A 1264-nucleotide genomic window follows, 5' to 3' on the forward strand; every position below is an offset into this window, starting at 1 on the left:
GCGAAGGAATGGATCTCAAAGAATGCAGCGGACATTCGCGTCGATGCGCCGAAGGTTTCTGTGGGATCGATCATCATTCACGCCACGAAGTCGTAGCGCTCAATGGTTTTGCCCGGTCGAGCACTGAACTGGCCGGGCTCCCACTCGACGTCTGATCTTGCGGCCATTCCGGACAGACGGTTTGCCGTTGGTGATGTGAGAGAACACGTGGCTCAACCTCCGAAACCGGAGCCACGAGTCATGCGCTCTAAAGGCATTGTCACATCAAGCGAGTAACGGCCATTTTGGCGGTGAACCCCGCCTGCACAAGTGGTGGAAACCGGACGGTTCGGCATTCGGGCGCGAGGCGGCATCGACACGTAAAACCCGTTGATGTGACAACGCCCCGTACCGATCCGCTGATCGCGTTCATCCCGCGCCTCGATGAGGACGTCACTGAAATCACCCTTCACCAGCCGGCTCATTCCAATCTCAGCCGCCGAGCGGGCTGCCATCCCTGCACGGCAGCGTCCACACTGTCGAATGCGGAGCCCTCGTCATCACGCACAAGCGTCGTCCCGTCCCGAGGAAGTAGCGGGCCACAGCAATCTCTTCTCGCGGCGGACGACGCCTCCCCCTTGGCTCGGGAGCCCCTTATCGCGCGTGGGTTGGCGGGTACGTGCCGGGCAGCAGGCGCTGGTAGATCCGCCGGATCTTGCTGTAGCATTCGCAGGCCACCTCCTCGAGGCCTGGCCGGTCGGTCACGGTGATGCTGCCCCGGGACTGCTGGATCAGTCCCGCCGTCTGAAGGGTCCGGGTGACCACGCTCACTGAAGAGCGCTGCACCCCCAGCATCTCGGCCAGGAACTCATGCGTGAGCGGCAGGGTGTCCTGTTCCATCCGGTCGTGCATGGACAGGATCCAGCGGCAGCAGCGGGCTTCCACCGGATGGACCGCATTGCACGACACCGCCTGGAAGGTGTGCATCAGCAGGACTAGGTGTCTGGATGCGAGACCTCCTTGGCATGAGCGATGACCTGGAGGGCTGGCGGCAACGCGTCTGCATCGGGTGGCTTGTAGCGGCGGTTGGCGAGCTTCGGCTCGGCAGCCAGGCGGCTTCGCACAACCTCATCCGGGGATCGCCCCTTGAGCACGCGTTGACGTCTTCTGTTATAGGCCTGATTGAAGCCCTTGAGCAGCGTCTCGAGGTCCCGATGGCTGTAGATGGTGATGCCCAGCACCTCGCGCTGCACCCGCCCGTTGAAGCGCTCCACGAGACCATTGG

At 62.8% G+C, this 1264-nt stretch carries 3 protein-coding genes; all 3 read right to left on the minus strand.

The window, feature by feature from the left end:
• Positions 1-212 precede the first annotated feature (212 nt).
• On the minus strand, positions 213-464 hold the full coding sequence (locus FS320_RS43625; protein WP_152718681.1) for a hypothetical protein: 252 nt from the start codon (positions 462-464) through the stop codon (positions 213-215).
• A 169-nt stretch (positions 465-633) separates the two neighbouring features.
• Positions 634-966, minus strand: coding sequence for a Crp/Fnr family transcriptional regulator (locus FS320_RS43630; protein ID WP_244627772.1), 333 nt, complete (start codon positions 964-966; stop codon positions 634-636).
• A gap of 8 nt (positions 967-974) precedes the next feature.
• A partial coding sequence (locus FS320_RS43635) for an integrase core domain-containing protein (protein ID WP_152718682.1) occupies positions 975-1264 on the minus strand: 290 nt, incomplete at its 5' end.

The organism is Microvirga tunisiensis (genome assembly GCF_009296175.1).
GTDB classification, from domain to species: domain Bacteria; phylum Pseudomonadota; class Alphaproteobacteria; order Rhizobiales; family Beijerinckiaceae; genus Microvirga; species Microvirga tunisiensis.

What these genes read in the sequence shown, in the direction of transcription:
- FS320_RS43625 (WP_152718681.1), bottom strand. Translation starts at nt 464, where the DNA reads ATGAGCCGGCTGGTGAAGGGTGATTTCAGTGACGTCCTCATCGAGGCG.
- FS320_RS43630 (WP_244627772.1), bottom strand. Translation starts at nt 966, where the DNA reads ATGCACACCTTCCAGGCGGTGTCGTGCAATGCGGTCCATCCGGTGGAA.